We start from the raw sequence: 14348 nt of genomic DNA, 5'->3' as shown, positions 1-14348 counted from the left end.
CGAGTCAGCCCTGTCCGGGGGGCCGGTCTCAGAGCTCGCGGTGCACCTTGGAGTTGGAGGCCTGGGCGCGGGGCCGGACCACCAGGAGGTCGATGTTGACGTGGGAGGGGCGGGTGACCGCCCAGGTGATGGTGTCCGCCACATCGTCCGCGGTGAGCGGCTCTGCCACCCCCGCGTAGACCTTCGCGGCCTTTTCCTCGTCGCCGCGGAAGCGGGTCGTGGCGAACTCCTCGGTCTTGACCATGCCGGGGGCCACCTCGATCACCCGGACCGGGGTGCCGACGATCTCCAGACGGAGGGTCTCGGCGAGGACGCGGGCGCCGTGCTTGGCGGCGACGTAGCCACCGCCGCCCTCGTAGGTGGAGTGGGCCGCGGTGGAGGAGAGGACCACCACCGTGCCGTCGCCGCTCGCCGTGAGGGCCGGGAGCAGGGCCTGGGTGGTGTTGAGGGTGCCGATGACGTTGACCTCGAACATCTGACGCCAGTCGGCGGGGTCGCCGGTGGCGACGGGGTCCGCGCCGAGGGCGCCGCCGGCGTTGTTGACGAGGACGTCGCAGCGTTCCAGGGATGCGGCGAACTCGTCGACGGCCGGGCGGTCGGTGACATCGAGGGCGTACGCGGTGGCCCGGTGCCCCGCGCCGCTCAGTTCGTCGGCGAGCGCCTCGATGCGGTCCTTGCGGCGGGCGGTGAGGACAACGTGGTATCCGGCCGCGGCGAGTTGGCGTGCGGTGGCGGCGCCGATACCGCTGCTGGCTCCGGTGACGACGGCGACAGGGGTCCCAGCGGCGGTCATGTCCTGATCCTCGCGCGTGTGATCGATATACGGCCAGGATAGGCGGGCCGCCCGGCGGACGGCGCCTGGTCTCAGCGGCCCCGGGGGCCGTACATGATCAACGCCATGCCCGCCAGGCAGACCAGTGCACCGATCACGTCCCAGCGGTCCGGGCGATAGCCGTCCGCGACCATGCCCCAGGCGATGGAGCCCGCGACGAAGACTCCGCCGTACGCGGCGAGGATGCGGCCGAACTCGCCCTCCGGCTGAAGCGTTGCCACAAAGCCGTACGCGCCGAGGGCGATGACGCCCGCGCCGATCCAGATCCAGCCCCGGTGTTCCCTGAACCCCTGCCAGACGAGCCAGGCGCCGCCGATCTCGAAGAGAGCCGCGAGCAGGAAGAGGGCGGCGGAACGGACGACGAGCATGGGGCACAGCGTGCCACGCCGGACGCCCGCGACACCTACCAGGTCAGCTCTTGTCGGCCGGGCTTGCTGTTGCGTCGGAATCCGCGTTGACGTCTCGGTTCTGGATCGTTGCGGCTGCACGGTGCAGTTCGGTGAGCACCGTCCGTACGGCTCTTCGCGCGAGGCGTTCAGGACGATGGAGTACATCGATGTGGCGTCGGGCGTGTACGCCGCTGAGAGGCTTGAGGACCAGCGCGGGATGCGGACGCGTGGTCCAGCGGGGCATCAGCGCCAGGCCGCCCCCGGCAGCGACCACTTCGGCAACGACCGCGAATTCGTTGATGCGATGGGCGATTTCGAGCCGCCGGTTCGCCGCAGTCGCGATGGCGTCGATGGTGGCCATCAGGGGGAAGCCGTCGTGAACGGTGATCCAGGGCTGATCCGCGACGTCTCGCGGGGTGAGGCGTCGTTTGGCGGCCAACGGATGATCGGCCGGCATGGCGATGTCGAGCGGTTCACGCAGCAGCGTGGTGACGGTGACAGCGCGCGGCCACGGAGGCGCATGGTCCAGATGGTGAGCGAGTACGAGGTCGTAGTCGCGGGTCAGCCGGGGGAAGTGGTCTTGCGCGACGTCCTCGTCGGCGAGCGAGAGCTGCGGGCGCCCGGGGCCTGCCTGGCCCCGCAGCAGGACCGGGAAGAATGCCGAGGCCGCGCTGTGGAACGCAGCCACCGACACGCCTCCGTCCGGCTGGTCGACGAACTCGTCGATGGTGTGCCGCGCCCGGGCCAGCGCGGTCTCCACCTCGACCGCCGCGTCGGCCAGGGCCTGCCCGGCATCGGTAAGCACCAGCCGTCGTCCGTCACGTTCGGTGAGCGAGACGGGGATCGAGCGTTGCAGCAGCCGTAGCTGTTGTGAGATCGCAGAGGGAGTCATCAACAGCGCCTCGGCGGCCGCAGTGACACTTCCCAGCTCACCGAGCTCCCGCAAGATCTGCAACTGCCGTTCATTCATCTTCCCAATGTAGTGAACCTTAAGGGTTGATGAAGAAGCTCGCTCTTGGCTTCAGGGTTGAGCTGGTCCAGCGTAGGGGCGTGTTCCAAGCCCGCCGCACTGACGCAGTGCTTCTCCTTGTCGCCATCGTCTGGGGTTCCAGCTACCTGGCCGCGAAGACGGCCACGTACGCCCTCCCGGTCCTGGTAGTCCTCTTCGTGCGGTACCTGTTCTCCGCGATCGCCTGCCTCACCCTCACCCTCACCCTCGCCACCGCCCGCCGCCGGCACAGGCGCTGCACACGAGATGAGGTCCGTGTCGGGGCGCTTTTGGGAGTCACACAGGCGGCTGTCCTGGTACTGGAGACGTACGGTGTCGCGCACACCAGCGCAGCCAACGCCGGCCTGATCATCAGCCTCACCATCGTGCTCACCCCGCTGCTGGACCGCACAGCCGGCAACGGCCGGCTTCCGGCGCGCTTCTTCGTCGCCACGGGCGTGTGCCTGCTGGCCGTCGGACTGCTCATGTCCGGCAGCGGCTTCCATGCTCCTGGGATCGGCGACCTACTGATGCTCGCCGCCGCGGTGGTGCGCGCGGCACACGTCGCGCTCGTGGGACGGCTCACGAAGGGCCTCACTGTGCGGCCGCTGCAGCTCACGGCCGTCCAGACGGTTGTCGGCTCGGCGCTGTTCGCGGTGCCCGCCGCGAGCGGCCTGCCGGCGCTGAGCCGGATCGATGCCGCAGTTCTGGCCCAACTCGTCTATCTCGCCCTGTTCTGCAGTGTGTTCGCCTTCCTCGCCCAGACCTGGGCGGTACAGCACAGCTCTGCCAGCCGGGCGAGTCTGCTGCTCGGCACCGAACCGGTCTGGGCCGTCGCGATCGGCATCGGCGTTGGTGGCGAACGGTTCACCCTCCTCGCCGCCCTCGGCACGGCCCTCATGGTCGCCGGAACGTACTGGGGGCAGGCCATCGAACGCGCCCACCGCGCCGTCAGGAACGAGGAGATCCCACGCCGGACAACGGCACCTACCAGCGTCTGACCAGCCTGCTCGACACGGGCCGACTCGCCGGGGCTGACGAGAAGTCAGGAGTAATTAGGCATAAAAGGTATCTTCTGGTCATGTGTGTGACGCGCAAGACCCTGCTGGCGGTGTGCGCCGCAGTGGTGATGGCGGTTGGTCCGGGAGCGAGCGCGAACGCCGGTGACCGGACGATCGCGCCGGAGGCGGACGTGGCGCACCATGGCCATGTCTCGTTGACGAGCGGGCGGCTCGGGGTCTCGCTGGTCACCGAGAGCCATGGTCCGGCGAGCCTCGCGGACGCGACCGTGCGGCTCTCCTTCTCGGTGCCCATGGCCGCTGTCCGGGCGCTGCCCGCCGGGTGTCTGTGGGGCAGCGACCGACTGGTGCTGTGCGCGACGGGCCCGCTGCGAGCCGGTGCCGTCGGCCGCCGGGTCACGCTCGATCTGCGGACCGTCGGTACATGGGACGAGGTCGTCATGACCGTCGGAACCCAGTGGAACGGCGGCGCGACCGACCGGAACCCGGCCAACAACGAGCATCAGGTGCTCACGCCGGCCACCGGGGACCCGTACGTCTTCTGAGTGCGTCAGAGGCTTTGAGGACATCACGGCTCCTGGGTGTGTCAGGGGACGGGTGGGCCTGGGTGCGTGCGAAGGCGTTCGGCCTGGACTCCTGCGGCTGGCTCCCGCGACTGGCTCCATGTCTGGCACCTGCCGCCGGGCCGTTCAGCGTCCGCTCGCCCAGGCGATGTAGCCGTCGGGGCGGATCAGCAGCGCGCTGCTACGGTCCGTCGCCCAGTGCGCCCGTATGACGCTGCCGGGGGCGGCGGCCGGCGCCGTGGGGGCTTCGCCGGGCGGGGCGACCAGCACGAACCTGCCCTCGCGCAGCAGCTCGTAGAGCCGGCCCTCGGCGAGCTCCAGGTCGGGTGCGCGCTTGCCCGTGAGGCGGTGGGATCCGCGCGGCGCGGAGTATGAGATGCCGATCCCGGAGATCATGCCCATCGCCTTGGCGCCCGCGGGGCGGACTGTGTTCAGGAAGCGGGACGCCAGCGAGCGGGCGGCGCGCTGGAGCGGGGAGTGGGCCATGGCGAGGCGGACGATCGCGCCGCTGCTGCGCAGCACCATCGCGCCGACCCGGTGCCGCTCCGACTGGTAGCTGTCGAGCAGGGCCTCGGGGTCGGGGGCCCGGCCCTGAAGGACCGAGGCGAGCTTCCACGAGAGGTTCGCCGCGTCCTGCAGGCCGGTGTTCATGCCCTGGCCGCCCGCGGGGGAGTGGACATGCGCCGCGTCGCCCGCGAGGAAGACCCGGCCCGTCCGGTACTTGGCGACCTGGCGCTCGTCGCTGTGGAAGCGGGAGATCCAGCGCGCGTCGTGCATGCCGTGGTCGGTGCCGAGGGCGAGGCGGGCGATCTCGCGCACCTCGTCGAGGTCGACGGGCTCGCTGTCGGGGACCTGGCGCGTGCGGTTCCAGCCCATGACCCGGTACCAGCCGTCGCCGAAGGGGGCGATGAAGGCGAAGGCGTCGCCCGCGCCGTTGACCGTGAGGAGGTCTTCGGGCTCATCCGTGAGCCGCACGTCCGCGAGGACGATGGAGCGGATCACGGAGACGCCCGGGAACGGCAGGTCGAGGGACTGGCGCACGGCGCTGCGCACTCCGTCGGTGCCGACCAGATAGCGGGCGCGCAGGGTGCTGCGCGTGCCGTCGGCGTCCTGGACCTCGGCGGTGACCTCGTCGGCGGACTGGGCCAGGCCGAGCAGCTCCGTCCCGTACCGGAAGGTCACGCCGGTCGAGAGCGCGCGGCGCTCCAGCAGATGCTCCACCTCGTACTGCGGGGTGATGAGCAGATACGGGAAGCGGGAGGGCAGCCGGGACAGGTCCAGCGAGAGCCGGCCGAAGAGCCGCAGGCCGGTGATGGGCGTGCCCTTCTTGACCAGCTCGTCGGCGAGTCCGCGGGAGTCCAGCAGCTCCAGCGTGCGGGCATGCACGCCGAACGCCCGCGTCATGTTGCTCGTCTCGTGGGGGCGGCGCTCGACGACGGTGACGGACACGCCCGCGGCGGCGAGGTCGCCCGCGAGCAGCATGCCGGTGGGGCCCGCGCCCACGACGAGGACGTCGGTGATGTCGCCGGTGCGGGCGGCCTCCGCGGCGCGCCGGGCCGCGGTCGTGCCGGTCGTTCCTTCGGTGCCGGGCTTGCCGTTCATGGCTGCCTCCTGGGGTGCCAACGCTTGTTGGTCAACGCTTGTTGGCAAATGTAGAGCCGTCAGGCCTGGCATGTCAACACCTGTTGGCCTACAGTTGTTGGCATGATGACGGAAGCCCCGAGCGGTCCTCGCCGCTCCGATGTCACCCGGGCCGCGATCCTCGAAGCGGCGCGCGAGCGCTTCGCCGCGGACGGGTACGAGCGCGCCACCATCCGCGCCATCGCCCGCGACGCCGGCATCGACCCGTCGATGGTCATGCGCTACTACGGCAACAAGGAGGGGCTGTTCGCCGCCGCCTCCGAATTCGATCTGCGCCTGCCCGAGTTGGGCGCCCTGCCGGCCAAGCACATAGGCGCGGTCCTGGTCTCCCACTTCCTCGACCGGTGGGAGCAGGACGAGGTGCTGACCGCGCTGCTGCGGGCGAGCGTCACCAATGCCGCTGCCGCCGAGCGGGCCCAGGAGATCTTCAAGGGTCAGCTCGGGCCCGTCGCCGCCGCCATCTGCCCCGACCCGGCCGAGGCTCCCCGCCGCGCCGCCCTCGCCGCCTCGCAGATTCTCGGGATGGCGCTCGCTCGGTACGTGCTCCGCTTCCCACCCGCCGCCGACATGCCCAGAGAAGAGGTGATCGCCTGGCTGGCGCCCACGATTCAGCGGTATCTGACGGCGGAGGAGCCGTAGAGCATTTGCTCCGTACAATCTCTGCATGACGCAGAAGAACGCGGCCGGGCGCGAAGAACTGCCGGCCGGGCGCGATGCGCTGCCGAGAGGGCGCGGCAGGCTGATGGACGAGCTGTCCACCGCCTCGCGGCGCTACATGGCCTCGTACGCCCTGTTCAACCAGGCCCTCGCCGACCATCTGCGGCTGCACCCCACCGATCTGCAGTGCCTCAATCTGCTGGGGCTCGAACCGGGTCCTGTCACCACCGGGCGGGTCGCCGAGCTGACCGGGCTGACCACCGGGTCCGCGACGCGGCTCGTCGACCGGCTGGAGCGGGCCGGGTACGTCACGCGTGAACGCGACGCCGAGGACCGGCGGCGGGTGCTTGTGACCCTGGTGCCCGAGCGGATGGCGGAGTTCGGCGCGGTGTGGCAGAAGCTGAACGGCTCCTGGTACGCCATGTTCGACGCGTACAGCGACGAGGAGATCGCCCTCCTCACCGCCCATATGCGACGGACCGTGGAGCTCAGTGCCGCGCAGATCGAGCGCCTGCGGGGTGGCGAGCTCTGACCCGGCCGAGGGCGCGGGTCAGGCCCTGTCCGGCACGCAGCGCTGAACTATGCGGCGGCCCCGCCGAATTCCCGCACGGCCTCCTCGACGATGGCCTGCAGACGGGCGTGGTGCGCGCCCCGCCAGTACACCCGGTCGCAGGCCGTGCACTGCGCGAATACGTCGTACGAGCGCTGGGTGCCCTGCTGCAGCTGGTCCTGGACCGAGTCCTTGTCGGCCTTCGCCAGCCGGCCGTTGCATGCCGTGCAGCGGGTCCACGGCGCGAGCGCGGGTGCGAACCGCTCCAGTACGTCACGGAGCTGGTCGTCCGGCCGGTCGCTGTAGATGTACGCCCCTGCCCAGATCTCCCGTCGCCGCAGCAGCCCGCGGTCCCGGGAGAGCAGCACCCGCCGCTCCTTCGCCGAGAGGGTGGCGAGCGCGGGGTCGCCGATGTCCTCGTTCTCGTACGCGGCGTCGACGCCGAGGAGCCGCAGCCGCCGCGCCAGCGTGCCCAGGTGGACGTCGAGCAGGAAGCGGAGCGGGGCGCCGGGGACCTGCTGCGGCCGCTCGACGCCGTACACGTCGACGCTCTCGCCCGCGCTCGGGATGTGGGAGACGGCCACCTCGCGGCCGTCGACGAGCAGCCGGCCCGCCTCCGTGAGCGGGACGCCGAGCGACTCGACGACATGGCCGAGCGTCGACGATCCGTCGGTGACCAGGGCCGTACGCCCCTGCCGGCGCTCCGACGGGATGAAGAGGCGCAGCTCAGGGGCGACGCTGAGGTGGATTTCCGGTCCGTTCACGCCGCCAGCATGTCATCGGGCGGCGCGGAAGGCATCCGCGTTCTCCTCGGCCCAGTGGGCGAAGGTGCGGGCGGGGTGGCCGGTCAGTTCCTCGACGGTCGTGGTGAGGGGGGCGGGCGAACCGTCGGTCGAGGCCCAGTAGTTGAGCAGTCCGTCGGCGAAGGCGCCGGGCATGTACCCGGCAATGGACTCCTTCCAGGCCTCGCGCGTCACGGTGTTGAAGGGGAAGGGGCTGCCGACGGCGCGTTCGAGGATCGTGAGCTGCTCGGTGAACGTGAGCGATTCGGGGCCGGTCAGGTGGTACGTGCCGCCGCGCAGCCGCGGCTGGGTGAGCACCGCGAGCGCGGCTTCCGCGATGTCCCGCTCGTGGATCGGATCGCCGTAACTGCCGGGGTACGGCAGGTCGATCGCGCCCTGGGACTCCAGCGCCCAGCGCCACTGGAGCGCGTTGCCCGCGAAGGCTCCGGGCTGCAGGACGGTGCTCTCGACGGGCGAGGCGGCGAGCGCCTGCTCGACCGCGAGATGGGACGCGGCGATCGGGTTGTCCGCGGCGTCGGGGTCGAGGACGGAGCTCGACGAGAGCAGCACTATGTGCTCGACGCCCGCGGCCACGGCCTCGTCGAGGAAGGCGCCGATGTGCGACGGCTCGGCGTACAGGAACACCGAGGTGACGGAGTCGAGGGCGGCGGGGAAGGTCGCGGGATCGTCGAGCGCGCACTTCACGGCGCTGACGCCCGGGGGCAGGCTGAGCTTCTCGGGGGCGGCGGATGCGGCCCGGACATCGGCTCCGGCCTGCTGCAGGAGCGTGATGAGGGTGGAGCCGACTTTGCCGCGGCTGCCGGTGACGAGCACGGTCATGGTGAGGTTCCTTAAGGGAGTTGTGTGCGGTGCGGCTCGCAGGGCGCGGAGAGGTCGCTCCGAGGGCAGGGGCGCGCAGTCGCAACGCTCAATTAGGCGATGTTGCGCAGAATCTGCGTGACGCAGATAAATATCCGTGAAGAGGACCTGCCCGTCAAGCACATAAAGCGCGCGAGCGAGCCCGGCAAGATCCGGAAGACAGGCCCCGGGGCCCTGTCCGGCCCGATGGACCGGACAGAACCTAGCCTCGCGGGGTTGCCCGCAGGTCCAGCCGCCAGTCGTTCGACGTCGCCACGTTGCCCGGCGGGTACTCGAAGTCGCACTCGCCCATCAGCTCGAAGCCCGCCTTCCTGCACACCGCGTTCGAGGGGCCGTTCTCAGGGGGCGGGAACGCGTGCAGATAGCGGTGCTTGTGCTGCGCCCGCGCCTCCTCGACCACGGCCACCGCGCCCGCTGTCGCTATCCCCCTGCCCTGGAAGGCGGACAGGACGCCCCAGCCCATCTCGTACACCTGCTGTCCGTTCCACGGCTTCTCCCAGAAGCCGACCGTGCCGGCCGCCTCGCCCGTCTCCACCAGGACGATGCGGTACATCCGGCCCCTGCCCGTACGGTCGGAGCTCAGCTCCACATAGCGCTCGTGCCGCGTGATCAGCTGTTCTTCCGTCTCCGGGCCTCCCAGGTGCGTCATCAACTCCGGCGCGTTCGCAGCGCGCAGCAGGTCGAAGTCGTCCTCGGACCATGGCTCGATCCGTACCTCCGGTGCTTTGATCTCCATGTCACGCACTGTAAGACGCAGGTCTGACGACCGGGGGTCACGAGGATGAGCTTCACCGGTGTGTGGGCGATCGGTGCCGTCCCCGACGCCGAAGTCGCCGCCCTGCCCCGGCGCTTCGCCCACCTGGAGGGGGAGTGGACCACGCCTCCCGGCTACGCCGATGACCTGACGTGGTGGCTGAGTGGCGGCGACCGCGAGCCGTACTTCACGCCCGAACCCACGCCCGCCGCCCTCCGTTTCGCCGCCTTCGCGCGCAGTGGCGGCCCGAGCGCACCGGCCGTGACCGCGATGAAGGAGGCGAGCATGGACCTCCTCCGCACGGCCGAAGGCAGCGCTGCGTTTGTCGCCGCCGCCCGGAAGGGGGACCCCGCCACCGCCCTCTGCTACGGCCTCGGGGCGGAGGCTGCCGCCCGGCTCCCCGGCTGGTTCGGCGACTTCCTGCTGACCGCAGCCGAAGTACGGGCCGTCCTCCCGCACGCCGAGTCCGTGCTCGCCGTTCACGGGCCCCGCCGTACGGAGATCCTCACGCGGATCGACGCCTGGATGTCGGCCATGAGCGACGACCCCGGCTTCGATGCGCGCACGCTGCTGGACGGGCCGCTGCGGGTGCTGCGGTACGCCGCAGCGGGTGGAACAGGCGCGGTCGGCGTCACCGAAAGCTACTGAGGGCTACCGAGAGCTGCTGAGGGCTATCCCGGGGCCTGGCGTGCATACGCCGTCGGCGGCACGCCCACCGTCGCGGTGAAGTCCCGCACGAGATGCGCCTGATCGCTGTAGCCGAGCTCGGCGGCCAGCTCCGCCCAGTCCGGCGCACCCTCGACCGCCGGATCCTCGCCCGACTCGGCACGCTCAAGCGCCTCATGGATGCGGTAGCGCAGGATCACCCACTTGGGTCCGACGCCGACGTACGCCGCGAAGAGCCGCTGCAGCGAACGCGCCGACATTCCTTCCGCCGCCGCGAGCTCGGCGACGCGCCGGATCGTACGGTCCGTACGCACCAGGTCGACGAGCGTCATCGCCCGCAGCGCCTGTGGGTCCGCCGCGGGCTCCAGGCCCAGCAGGAAGCCGTCCAGAGCGGCCACCCGCGCGTCCTCCGCCTCCGGCCCGACGATCGCCCCCGCCGTCCGGGCATCCGCGCCCGCCAGCACGTCCCCGACCGGCACCCGCTGCCCCGTCCAGTCGGAAACCGGCCGCCGGGGCGCGAACGGCCGGAAGCCGCCGGGGCGGAACTGCACCCCGCACACCCGCCCCCGGCCCTGAAGCTTCTGTGTGAAGAGCCCCAGGCCGACGCCCGCGACCTCGCCCCACGCCGGCTCGTCGCCGTACCTCTGGAAGACCACGTTCACGGACGGATGCGGCACCACATGGGATGCGTACGGCTCCGCGAGGTCCCAGTCGATGAGCCAGTAGTGCTCGAGATACGGGCGCAGCTCGGGAGCGGGCTCCCGGCGGCGGAAATCGACCCGCGCGAAGAGCTCGCGGGCCTCGACGATTCCCCTGGTGTCGCGTCGCGGACCGACCATGACGCGGATCCTATGTCGCGTTTGTTCAAGACGCAGGATGCCTGTGACGTCCTACCGTCGAGGGATGACGAAAACCATCAGTGAGCTGCTCGACGCGGCGGCGGAGCGTGCTGTTCCGGTTGTGCGGGGCATCGCCGACGACCGGCTGGCCGACCCCACGCCGTGTGTCGAGTACGACGTACGCAGCCTGGCAGACCACCTCATCCAGGTGGTGATCAACTTCCAGAAGCTGGCCGCGAAGCAGGACTCCGACTTCGCCTCCGAGCCGCATTACATGGAGGGCGACTGGCGGGGCCGGTTCGCCGACGAGACCGCCGCACTCGTCGCGGCGTGGGCGGCTCCCGGTGCCGAGGACGGCACCACCGGGAGCATGGGCTTCCCGGCCAGGACCGTCGGCAACATGGCGCTGGGCGATCTGACCGTGCACGCCTGGGACCTGGCGCGCGCCACCGGGCAGGAGTTCACGCCGGATCCTGCCGTGGTCGACGAGATCGGGCCCGCGCTCGCACAGATGGCGCCCATGGCGCGGCAGGGCGGCGTGTTCGGCGAGCCCGTCGAGGTGGGGGACGACGCGTCTCCGTTCGACCGGGTGCTCGCCCTGACCGGCCGTGACCCGCACTGGCAGCCCAAGCGGCCCGAGTAGCCGACGTCGGACCGAGCAACCCGGGCGGCCCCGGCAACCTGAGCAACGCGGCAGCCCGGCAGCCCGAGTAGCCCGCGACGGACCGGGCGGCGGCCTCACCAAGCGGCGCTCGGCTTCACCCGGCGGGGCGCGCCACCGCGCGATCTGCGGCTCGCTCAGGCACCTGCGCCCCGCGGGAGCGCCGGCTCAGGGCCACACCAGGCAGTACGGCTGGTGCCCCGCCTCATGCAGACGATGGCTGAAATCCTGCCATTCGTGCAGCAGTTGGTACACATTGAACGCGTCGCGCGGGCCGCCCCGGTCCGGAACCGTCGACCAGATGAAGGCCGCCGCACCCACGGACTCCTCGCCGATGTCCCGCAGCGGGTCGACCACCGTCATAGGAAGCTTGACCACCGCATAGTCGGGGTGAAGAACCACCAGCTCCAGCGGCGGCACTTTGTTCAGCGGCATGCCCTGGATGCCGGTCAGCACCATGGCGGCTATCGTCTCCGGTTTGATCTTGGCGAACATCCCGCCCATGCCGAGCTCGTCGCCGCCCAATTCCTCCGGGCGCATCGAAATCGGCACCCGTGCGGCCGTGGCTCCGTCAGGCGCACCGAAATACTTGTAGGTCACCCCCACTCGGCCGCTCCTGCTTCCCAAGGGCTCGTGCGCACCCGCGTCGCCTCGCCGGTGCTTTCCACGCCGGGCAGGCTCAGGACCCAGGTCGTCGGTCCCCTCGCCCAGTCCGCCACCGCGATGCATATCTCCACCCGACCACTCGCAGCCCCCGCCGCGCAACCCGATCATCGTGACAGTGACCTCCCCCACGAACGTACTGTGAAACACCAGTCCGCAAGAACGTCGGGGCCTCTGACACCATGGATTCCGTGAGCTTTCCCAATGTCGCCCCAGTTTCGCAGACGCGAGCGGGGTGACGCCCTTTCGTAATACGAGGAGACCGCGCTCCCTGCTCACCGGTGGCCGAGATCCTCTCTCCCGGCCCCACCGAACACCCGAATCGCAGATCAGGACCAAAGTGGCGTATTCATACGAAGCCCCAGTTTCGCAGTCGCTTTTCGACCGCGCGTCCCTCGTGACGCCCGGCGGCGTCAACTCTCCCGTCCGCGCCTTCCGAGCCGTGGGTGGTACGCCCCGGTTCATGGTGTCCGGAAACGGCCCATACCTTACCGATGCGGACGGGCGCGAATATGTCGACCTTGTCTGCTCGTGGGGGCCGATGATCCTCGGGCACTCCCACCCGGCCGTCATCGAGGCGGTGCAGTCGGCGGTCGCCCGCGGCACCTCCTTCGGTACGCCCGGCGAGGGGGAAGTCACACTCGCCGAGGAGATCGTGGACCGGATCGACCCCGTCGAGCAGGTACGGCTGGTTTCCAGCGGTACCGAAGCGACGATGTCCGCGATCCGGCTGGCGCGCGGCTTCACCGGCCGGACCAAGATCGTGAAGTTCGCCGGCTGCTACCACGGCCATGTGGACGCGCTGCTCGCCGCCGCCGGCTCGGGCGTGGCGACCTTTGCGCTGCCGGACACCCCGGGAGTCACGGGCGCGCAGGCCGGGGACACCATCGTGGTGCCGTACAACGATCTGGCAGCGGTGCACGAGGCCTTCCGCGCGCACCCCGGTGAGATCGCCTGTGTGATCACCGAGGCGTCGCCGGGCAACATGGGTGTCGTACCGCCGCTGCCCGGTTTCAACGAAGGCCTCAAGGCGGCCTGTGCGAAGAACGGCGCGCTGTACATCTCCGACGAGGTCATGACCGGATTCCGTACCTCGAAGGCCGGCTGGTACGGCGTCGACGGCGTCGTACCCGATCTGATGACCTTCGGCAAGGTCATGGGCGGTGGCTTCCCCGCGGCGGCCTTCGGCGGCCGCCGGGACGTCATGGCGCACCTCGCCCCGGCCGGTCCCGTCTACCAGGCCGGCACGCTCTCCGGTAACCCGATCGCGACCGCTGCCGGTCTGGCGCAGCTGCGGCTGCTGGACGACGCCGCGTACGAGAAGGTCAACGCCGTCTCGGCCGAGATCCGGGATCTTGTGACGCAGGCGCTCGGCAAGGAGGGTGTGGCCCACCGGCTCCAGACGGCGAGCAACATGTTCTCCGTCTTCTTCACCGGCTCGGAGGTCAGGAACTACGAGGACGCGAAGAAGCAGGAGTCCTTCCGCTTCACCGCCTTCTTCCACTCGATGCTCGCCCAGGGTGTCTATCTGCCGCCCTCGGCCTTCGAGTCCTGGTTCGTCTCCACCGCCCACGACGATCGGGCGATCGAGCGGATCGCCGCCGCGCTGCCCGCCGCCGCCCGCGCGGCCGCCGAAGCGACGGAGGTGTCGGCGTGAGCGAGATCACTGTGGTCCATCTGCTGCGGCACGGCGAGGTCGAGAACCCCGACGGTGTGCTCTACGGCCGCCGGGCCGGCTATCACCTCTCCGAACTCGGTCGGCAGATGGCCGACCGGGTCGCCGAGCATCTCGCCGACCGCGACATCACCCATGTCGTCTCCTCGCCGCTGGAGCGCGCCCAGGAGACGGCGACGCCCATCGCCAAGAGCCACAGCCTCACTCTCGACACCGACGAGCGGCTGATCGAGGCGGCGAATGTCTTCGAGGGCAAGACCTTCGGCGTCGGCGACGGGGCGCTGCGCAGGCCGGCCAACTGGAGGCATCTGACCAACCCGTTCCGCCCGTCGTGGGGGGAGCCGTACGTCGATCAGGTCGTACGGATGACGGGTGCGCTGGAGGCGGCGCGGGACGCGGCCCGCGGCCACGAGGCCGTCTGCGTCAGCCATCAGCTGCCGATCTGGATCGTGCGGAGTTTCGTCGAGCGGCGCCGGCTCTGGCACGACCCGCGACGGCGGCAGTGCACTCTGGCATCGCTGACCACATTCACGTATCACGGCGACCGGATTGTTTCCGTCGGTTACAGCGAGCCCGCGCGTGATCTTGTTCCGGCGCATCTTCTCGCCGGTGCAAAGCCCGTGAAGGGCAAGGCCAAAGCATTCGGCGCATAGCGCGGCGCAGGTACGGCGCACAGTAGGGCGCGTAGTACGGCGCAATGAACGGCGCCTAGTTGGACCCGCAGTTCGGTGATCATCCGCGAGTAGTCCGTGAGCAGTTCCTCACGGACGCCCACGAAAACGAGTGCGAG

The 14348-nt window shown here is 70.4% G+C and carries 17 protein-coding genes; 8 read left to right on the top strand and 9 right to left on the bottom strand.

The genetic code is table 11. The annotated features are described in order from the left end of the window. Nucleotides 1-28 precede the first annotated feature (28 nt). The 3 genes from OG729_RS17125 to OG729_RS17115 form a co-directional block, all read right to left on the bottom strand. Complete coding sequence (locus tag OG729_RS17125; RefSeq protein WP_360874403.1) at nt 29-793, bottom strand: SDR family NAD(P)-dependent oxidoreductase; 765 nt, start codon at nt 791-793, stop codon at nt 29-31. A 71-nt stretch (nt 794-864) separates the two neighbouring features. After that, nucleotides 865-1200 (bottom strand): YnfA family protein, encoded by a 336-nt coding sequence (locus OG729_RS17120; RefSeq protein WP_405806905.1) that lies wholly within the window; start codon nt 1198-1200, stop codon nt 865-867. 43 nt (nt 1201-1243) lie between these two features. Further along, nucleotides 1244-2191: a LysR family transcriptional regulator gene (locus OG729_RS17115; protein ID WP_405806903.1), complete on the bottom strand. Its 948-nt coding sequence runs from the start codon at nt 2189-2191 to the stop codon at nt 1244-1246. 80 nt (nt 2192-2271) lie between these two features. Here OG729_RS17115 and OG729_RS17110 point away from each other — a divergent pair, with 80 nt between their 5' ends. Together OG729_RS17110 and OG729_RS17105 are read left to right on the top strand one after the other, a co-directional pair. Further along, on the top strand, nt 2272-3210 hold the full coding sequence (locus OG729_RS17110) for a DMT family transporter (protein ID WP_405806902.1): 939 nt from the start codon (nt 2272-2274) through the stop codon (nt 3208-3210). Between the two features lie 80 nt (nt 3211-3290). Further along, complete coding sequence (locus OG729_RS17105) at nt 3291-3773, top strand: hypothetical protein (protein WP_360874395.1); 483 nt, start codon at nt 3291-3293, stop codon at nt 3771-3773. A 144-nt stretch (nt 3774-3917) separates the two neighbouring features. On the opposite strand, the gene OG729_RS17100 is transcribed toward OG729_RS17105, so the two are convergent. After that, nucleotides 3918-5393, bottom strand: a complete 1476-nt coding sequence (locus tag OG729_RS17100) for an FAD-dependent monooxygenase (protein WP_405806901.1) — start codon at nt 5391-5393, stop codon at nt 3918-3920. 105 nt (nt 5394-5498) lie between these two features. Here OG729_RS17100 and OG729_RS17095 point away from each other — a divergent pair, with 105 nt between their 5' ends. Further along, the gene (locus OG729_RS17095) at nt 5499-6071 is read left to right on the top strand and encodes a TetR family transcriptional regulator (protein WP_360874500.1); all 573 of its coding nucleotides are present in this window, start codon (nt 5499-5501) and stop codon (nt 6069-6071) included. Between the two features lie 103 nt (nt 6072-6174). Next, the gene (locus OG729_RS17090; RefSeq protein ID WP_360874498.1) at nt 6175-6621 is read left to right on the top strand and encodes a MarR family winged helix-turn-helix transcriptional regulator; all 447 of its coding nucleotides are present in this window, start codon (nt 6175-6177) and stop codon (nt 6619-6621) included. Nucleotides 6622-6668: 47 nt separating this feature from the next. Here OG729_RS17090 and OG729_RS17085 read toward each other — a convergent pair whose 3' ends face one another. From OG729_RS17085 to OG729_RS17075, 3 genes are all read right to left on the bottom strand, one after another. Then, nucleotides 6669-7403: a Mut7-C RNAse domain-containing protein gene (locus tag OG729_RS17085; protein WP_405806900.1), complete on the bottom strand. Its 735-nt coding sequence runs from the start codon at nt 7401-7403 to the stop codon at nt 6669-6671. A gap of 12 nt (nt 7404-7415) precedes the next feature. Beyond that, a complete protein-coding gene (locus OG729_RS17080; protein WP_405806898.1) occupies nt 7416-8261 on the bottom strand; it encodes an SDR family oxidoreductase in 846 nt (281 codons plus the stop codon). A gap of 241 nt (nt 8262-8502) precedes the next feature. Then, a complete protein-coding gene (locus tag OG729_RS17075; RefSeq protein WP_360874383.1) occupies nt 8503-9036 on the bottom strand; it encodes a GNAT family N-acetyltransferase in 534 nt (177 codons plus the stop codon). Nucleotides 9037-9081: 45 nt separating this feature from the next. Between OG729_RS17075 and OG729_RS17070 the strand changes: the two genes are divergently transcribed. Continuing rightward, nucleotides 9082-9702, top strand: a complete 621-nt coding sequence (locus tag OG729_RS17070) for a hypothetical protein (protein WP_360874380.1) — start codon at nt 9082-9084, stop codon at nt 9700-9702. A gap of 23 nt (nt 9703-9725) precedes the next feature. Here the strand turns inward: OG729_RS17070 and OG729_RS17065 are convergent, their stop codons facing one another. Further along, nucleotides 9726-10559, bottom strand: a complete 834-nt coding sequence (locus tag OG729_RS17065; protein ID WP_405806896.1) for a DUF6597 domain-containing transcriptional factor — start codon at nt 10557-10559, stop codon at nt 9726-9728. 64 nt (nt 10560-10623) lie between these two features. Here OG729_RS17065 and OG729_RS17060 point away from each other — a divergent pair, with 64 nt between their 5' ends. Further along, a complete protein-coding gene (locus OG729_RS17060) occupies nt 10624-11202 on the top strand; it encodes a TIGR03086 family metal-binding protein (protein WP_405806894.1) in 579 nt (192 codons plus the stop codon). A 186-nt stretch (nt 11203-11388) separates the two neighbouring features. On the opposite strand, the gene OG729_RS17055 is transcribed toward OG729_RS17060, so the two are convergent. Next, entirely contained in the window at nt 11389-11949 is a 561-nt protein-coding gene (locus OG729_RS17055; RefSeq protein WP_360874495.1) for a hypothetical protein, read from the bottom strand. 274 nt (nt 11950-12223) lie between these two features. Here OG729_RS17055 and hemL point away from each other — a divergent pair, with 274 nt between their 5' ends. Then, nucleotides 12224-13540, top strand: coding sequence for a glutamate-1-semialdehyde 2,1-aminomutase (gene hemL / locus OG729_RS17050; RefSeq protein WP_405806892.1), 1317 nt, complete (start codon nt 12224-12226; stop codon nt 13538-13540). Beyond that, the gene (locus OG729_RS17045) at nt 13537-14211 is read left to right on the top strand and encodes a histidine phosphatase family protein (protein ID WP_360874370.1); all 675 of its coding nucleotides are present in this window, start codon (nt 13537-13539) and stop codon (nt 14209-14211) included. The genes hemL and OG729_RS17045 overlap by 4 nt, the downstream gene beginning before the upstream one ends. The last annotated feature ends 137 nt before the right edge of the window (nt 14212-14348 follow it).

The organism is Streptomyces sp. NBC_00210 (genome assembly GCF_045160975.1).
Classification (GTDB): domain Bacteria; phylum Actinomycetota; class Actinomycetes; order Streptomycetales; family Streptomycetaceae; genus Streptomyces.
Note: the sequence above shows the minus strand (reverse complement) of the source record. Positions and strands in the feature narration are given on the sequence as shown.

Excerpts from the sequence above, each read along its gene's own strand:
- OG729_RS17105 (WP_360874395.1), top strand. The coding sequence starts at position 3,291 with ATGTGTGTGACGCGCAAGACCCTGCTGGCGGTGTGCGCCGCAGTGGTG.
- OG729_RS17065 (WP_405806896.1), bottom strand. The coding sequence starts at position 10,559 with ATGGTCGGTCCGCGACGCGACACCAGGGGAATCGTCGAGGCCCGCGAG.
- OG729_RS17090 (WP_360874498.1), top strand. The coding sequence starts at position 6,175 with ATGGACGAGCTGTCCACCGCCTCGCGGCGCTACATGGCCTCGTACGCC.
- OG729_RS17120 (WP_405806905.1), bottom strand. The coding sequence starts at position 1,200 with ATGCTCGTCGTCCGTTCCGCCGCCCTCTTCCTGCTCGCGGCTCTCTTC.
- OG729_RS17125 (WP_360874403.1), bottom strand. The coding sequence starts at position 793 with ATGACCGCCGCTGGGACCCCTGTCGCCGTCGTCACCGGAGCCAGCAGC.
- OG729_RS17080 (WP_405806898.1), bottom strand. The coding sequence starts at position 8,261 with ATGACCGTGCTCGTCACCGGCAGCCGCGGCAAAGTCGGCTCCACCCTC.
- OG729_RS17115 (WP_405806903.1), bottom strand. The coding sequence starts at position 2,191 with ATGAATGAACGGCAGTTGCAGATCTTGCGGGAGCTCGGTGAGCTGGGA.
- OG729_RS17095 (WP_360874500.1), top strand. The coding sequence starts at position 5,499 with ATGACGGAAGCCCCGAGCGGTCCTCGCCGCTCCGATGTCACCCGGGCC.
- OG729_RS17075 (WP_360874383.1), bottom strand. The coding sequence starts at position 9,036 with ATGGAGATCAAAGCACCGGAGGTACGGATCGAGCCATGGTCCGAGGAC.
- OG729_RS17055 (WP_360874495.1), bottom strand. The coding sequence starts at position 11,949 with ATGCATCGCGGTGGCGGACTGGGCGAGGGGACCGACGACCTGGGTCCT.
- OG729_RS17070 (WP_360874380.1), top strand. The coding sequence starts at position 9,082 with ATGAGCTTCACCGGTGTGTGGGCGATCGGTGCCGTCCCCGACGCCGAA.
- OG729_RS17100 (WP_405806901.1), bottom strand. The coding sequence starts at position 5,393 with ATGAACGGCAAGCCCGGCACCGAAGGAACGACCGGCACGACCGCGGCC.
- OG729_RS17060 (WP_405806894.1), top strand. The coding sequence starts at position 10,624 with ATGACGAAAACCATCAGTGAGCTGCTCGACGCGGCGGCGGAGCGTGCT.